At 34.0% G+C, this 4834-nt stretch carries 5 protein-coding genes and 1 pseudogene; all 6 read right to left on the reverse strand.

Annotated elements, in window-relative coordinates; translation table 11 throughout:
- The coding region (locus CI949_RS16920; RefSeq protein WP_290768514.1) for a helix-turn-helix transcriptional regulator at positions 1 to 211 on the reverse strand (211 nt) is incomplete at its 3' end.
- 53 nt (positions 212 to 264) lie between these two features.
- A pseudogene (locus CI949_RS21015) lies at positions 265 to 417 on the reverse strand (type II toxin-antitoxin system RelE/ParE family toxin); the annotation flags it as partial.
- Between the two features lie 91 nt (positions 418 to 508).
- Positions 509 to 913: a type II toxin-antitoxin system death-on-curing family toxin gene (locus CI949_RS16925; protein ID WP_290768517.1), complete on the reverse strand. Its 405-nt coding sequence runs from the start codon at positions 911 to 913 to the stop codon at positions 509 to 511.
- Positions 914 to 935: 22 nt separating this feature from the next.
- Positions 936 to 1130, reverse strand: a complete 195-nt coding sequence (locus CI949_RS16930) for a hypothetical protein (protein WP_290768519.1) — start codon at positions 1128 to 1130, stop codon at positions 936 to 938.
- 349 nt (positions 1131 to 1479) lie between these two features.
- Entirely contained in the window at positions 1480 to 3354 is a 1875-nt protein-coding gene (locus CI949_RS16935) for a nucleoside-diphosphate sugar epimerase/dehydratase (RefSeq protein ID WP_290768521.1), read from the reverse strand.
- 202 nt (positions 3355 to 3556) lie between these two features.
- The gene (locus CI949_RS16940) at positions 3557 to 4732 is read right to left on the reverse strand and encodes a LegC family aminotransferase (RefSeq protein WP_290768523.1); all 1176 of its coding nucleotides are present in this window, start codon (positions 4730 to 4732) and stop codon (positions 3557 to 3559) included.
- Positions 4733 to 4834: the final 102 nt, after the last annotated feature.

The raw sequence follows: 4834 nt of genomic DNA on the forward strand, positions 1-4834 counted from the left end.
TTTCTATTCTAGATATTACCGACTGCCTCATACCCGCTCTAGCAGCCAATTCCTCCTGTGATAAACCTTCATCTGATCTTAATAAAAATATCTTTTTCCTTAATTCATAAACAGGGTCAAATCCCTCAACTGTATCTTTTAAATCATTTCTATCTTTAATTAATTCTTTAAAAGAATCATCCTTATTTCTAATTCCATATTTATTTCCCATTGTATTTTAAGACTCCCTTATAACTAATATTATAGAGTACATATCAGAAATATTTATCCTTCCAACTCAGCTATAATTCTTTTCTTTCTTCTATCTGCTAAGCTAATTGCATCTGGAGGAGTTCTATTTGTTTTTTTAACTATTCCATGAACTAATATATAAACTTCAGGATCATCAATAAAATAGTTTAAGAAAATTATTCTGTATAAATCAGATGCATATGCTAAACTAAAAAGCCTCCAATAAGAATCTAAACATTAATTAGTCTATATAGCTACAAAGGCGTGGCCTAATATTCTAATTAAATTTATTATTATTCGAAATAGTATTATCTTTTAACCAATCTGAAATGCCATTTATTTTAATTTTTCCTTGAGCAACTTTTTTGACCATCGAAATTGAATCTTCACTATCAGCAATTATTTTATAGTCATGATATCTTAGAAAATAAGCCATCACAAAAAAGGCTATCCTCTTATTCCCATCAATAAAAGCATGATTTTTACATAAATAGAAACAATAAGCTGCAGCCAAATCATAAATGGATGAATTATCATTATAAATTTTATAATTTTTAACGCCATAAATAGCTGATTCTAACAGCTTAATATCTCTTATTTCAGCATTATTATTATATTTTTCCATAAGTTCACGATGGATCTTTAAAACTAAATCAGTATCCAATAAATAAAATTTATCCATTTAATTCAGCTCCAGAAAATAATTATTTAGCTAAAGCATCTAATACCTCTTTATGATCCTCATAAATCTCATTAAAGATTTCTTCGTGACTGTTCTGCTTATTATATTCTTTAATAAACCTTCTTATTTCTACACTCGCATTACTACCTGAATCATGTGTAATTTTTTTGAATTTTTCCCATTCTTCCTCATCAATACGGAATTGTTTTGTTTTCATTTTTTATCCTCCTTTGCGCACTGATAATGTCCCTACAATGTAATTATATAATTAATTTACTTTTTGGTCAAGAAAATTATTTGCAATAGTTTTTGTCCACTATTTTTGGGGGGGGCAGTGTCTTCCCGAAAGTTGCAAACTAAAATTCCCTATTATTGCTCAGAAACTCCATTCAAAATAGGAAGCACTTTTTGATTTGGTATTAAAAAATCCCGACAGTTTCTTTAAGAAAATGCCGGGTTAATAGTTACGCTATTTGTTATTTGATCTTTAAACCAACAATCTTTTTCCAGCTGTAATCAAAGTTGAGAGCTTTGATGTTCCTTTGTTGATTTTTTAAGCAATTTCCTTAAGATGATTTTTTATCTTTTTTAAAATCAATCTTTTTGACATTATCTCGACGAGGCTGATAGGTATCTACCAGATCAACAAGTGCAGAAACTATATCTCTGCCGGCAGCTTTTTCTGCAAGTTCTGCCAGGCGCTCCAGGTGTTGATCTAAAAACTCCTGGTCTACAGCTTCTAAGTTATTGATAAAAATCCGCTCGTGTTCTGTTGCAATATTATCTTCGGTATCACATAAAAGCTCTTCGTAAAGCTTTTCTCCAGGACGAAGTCCAATTACATCGATATCTATATCTTCATAAGGAGTTAAACCTGAAAGTGAGATTAAGTCTTCTGCAAGCTCCATAATCTTGACCGGTTCTCCCATGTCAAGGACAAAGACCTCTCCTCCCTTACCTAAGGCACCTGCCTGAATAACAAGCTGTGAGGCTTCGGGAATAGTCATAAAGTAGCGGGTTATATCCTTATGGGTAACTGTCAGCGGACCACCATTAGCAATCTGCTTTTTAAATAAAGGAATTACACTTCCCTGGCTGCCCAAAACATTACCAAAGCGGACTGCCATAAACTTAGTCTTAGACTTCTTATTAATAGTCTGCACAACCATCTCTGCTGCTCTTTTAGAGGCCCCCATCACATTGGTAGGGTTTACTGCCTTATCTGTTGAAATCAGGACAAAACGGTCGATTTCAAACTCTGCTGCAGTTTGAGCTAAGTTCCTGGTCCCTAAGATATTATTCTTTACAGCCTCTTCCGGACTGGTCTCCATTAAGGGCACATGTTTATGGGCTGCTGCATGGAAGACTACATCAGGAGAATATTCTCTAAAGACCTTCTCCAGCTTATTTTTATCCCTGACGCTTCCGATAATCGAAATTAAATCTAAATCCGGATACTTATTTTTTAAATCTCTTTCTAAAAAGTAAGTTGTGTTTTCATTGATATCTAAAATAATAATTTTTTTAGGATTAAACTTTGCTACCTGGCGGCAGATCTCTGAACCAATTGAACCTCCACCACCACTGACTAAGATGGTTTTTTCTTCAAGATAAGCAGAAATTTCATCAGAGATTAAATCAACCTGGTCTCTTCTTAAAAGGTCTTCTACCTTGACCTCTCTGATCTGATTTAGAGAAACATCACCTTTTAAAATCTCATAAACTCCAGGTACAATCTCTACCTTTACATCTTTTTTATTGCTTAATTCATAAAATCTTTTGATTGTCTTACCTTCAGCCGAAGGAACTGCAATGATCACTTCATCTACAGAATACTCCTCGATCAGCTGCGGTATTTTTTCACTCTTTCCTAAAACTTTTTTTCCGTGAATCTCCAAGGACTGCTTATCTGGATCATCATCTACCAGTCCAATTATTCTTTTCCCTATTTCTGGATGTTTTTGAATCTCTCTGGTAATCATCTCTGCAGCATCACCGGCACCAATGATTAAAACTCTGCTTTTAGACTTTTTATTCTGGTTGCGGTTTAAATAATCCTTTAATAGTCTTAAACCAAAACGCATTCCTCCGAGCAAAAAGATATCTGACATTAAATTGATGGCAATAATGCTGCGGGGGAAACCGACTCTGAAGAAGTAAATATAGATTACAAATAGAGTGTTGATTGCTATTGTGGCTTTAAAGATGGAATAAAGTTCTGACATGCTGGCATACTGCCACATTTTATTGTAGAGTGAGGAAAAGTATAAGACAAAAAATGAAATCACTGTTATTGCCAGGAGATATTCAATTTCAAAATACCTCATCCAGTTTTCATCAAAACGGAGGATGAAAGAAGATAGTACTGCCAGATTAACTAAAATAAGGTCAATAATAATTAAACGCGGTTTTTTGTATAATTTCAATAAAAATTCAATCATAAAACTCAACTCCCGATAATATAAATTTCTCCCTGTAAATAGCTATCTATATTATAATGTACTTTCTGCTTTAATTCAATGAATTCGACAATAATAGTTAAAAGATACAAAAAACTCCTACTGACTTCTGAGAAAAAAAGTAGTAGGAGAATGAATGCTGTAATTAATATTTAATTTGAGACACTGGTTAACACAAAATAATTTATTGACTAAATTCTTTTAACCACTCAACCACAATCTCTACCTCTTCTTCAGTTAAGCTAGAAGAACAGGGAATGTTAATTAAATGATCAACAAAGTACTGCGCCTTTTCTATCTGATAAAACTCGTTATCAAGATAGGGTTTCTGCTGATGAATCAGTCCCCAGAGAGGTCTGGCCTGGATATTAACCTCATTTAGCTTTCTTAAAAGCTCGTCTCTATCGATTCCGTACTTATCCTGATCAACCAGTACAGCATAAAACCAGTGATTGGCTCTTGTTCCCTGATTAAAGGGTAATAAACTTAATCCATCTATTTCAGCTATTGCTTTTTTGTAAAGCTTATAATTTTTCTTTTTAGTGGCGATAAAGTCTTCCAGCCTGTCTATTTGCTCTGTTCCATAGGCTGCCTGAATATTGGTCATCCGGTAGTTATATCCTATTTCATCATGCTGATAGTATAATGGGTCTGTTTTAGCCTGCACACCTAAAAATGAGGCCTTTTCTAAAAGCTCAGGGTGATTGGAAACCATCATTCCACCACCACCGGTAGTAATTATCTTATTGGCATTAAAGGAATAGACTCCTATATCTCCGATTGTTCCACAGTGTTGGCCTTCATATTTACCGGAAGTATAATAGGAACCGAGAGCTTCTGTTGCATCTTCTACTATTTTTAGATTGTATTTAGCTCCAATTTCCATTATTCGTTCCATATCAGCTGGGTTACCAAAGACATGAACTACTACAATGGCTTTTATTTCTTTATCTGTTTTTTTATTGATTACCTTACCATCTATCATTTTACATTGATCCTCTAAAAATGATTCTAATTTATCTGGATCGATGTTGATATCGTCTCCACAGTCCATAAATACAGGTTCTGCTCCCATATAGGTAACTGGATTGACTGCTGCAATAAAGGTTGCTGTGGGAACTATTACTTCATCATCACGATCTACTCCTAAAACCCTCATTGCAAGGTGTAAACCGGCTGTTCCACTCTGAACTGCCACTGCTCGCTCTACATTTAAGTACTTTTCCATTTTCTCCTGAAATTCTTTGATAAATTTACCACCTGTTGAGACCCAGCCTGATTCTATGGTGTCTTTTATGTTTTCAACTATGTCCATCGATAGATTGGGCACTGAAAGAGGTATTGATCTTTTTTCTGGCATTGTATCACCTTTCTAGTTTGAAATTATTTTTATGTAAATTTTTTATGTTTAAATACTGTTCTAATTATATCCCAGCCTGGATGTCATTTCAATCTAATCGAC

The organism is Halanaerobium sp. (assembly GCF_003070835.1).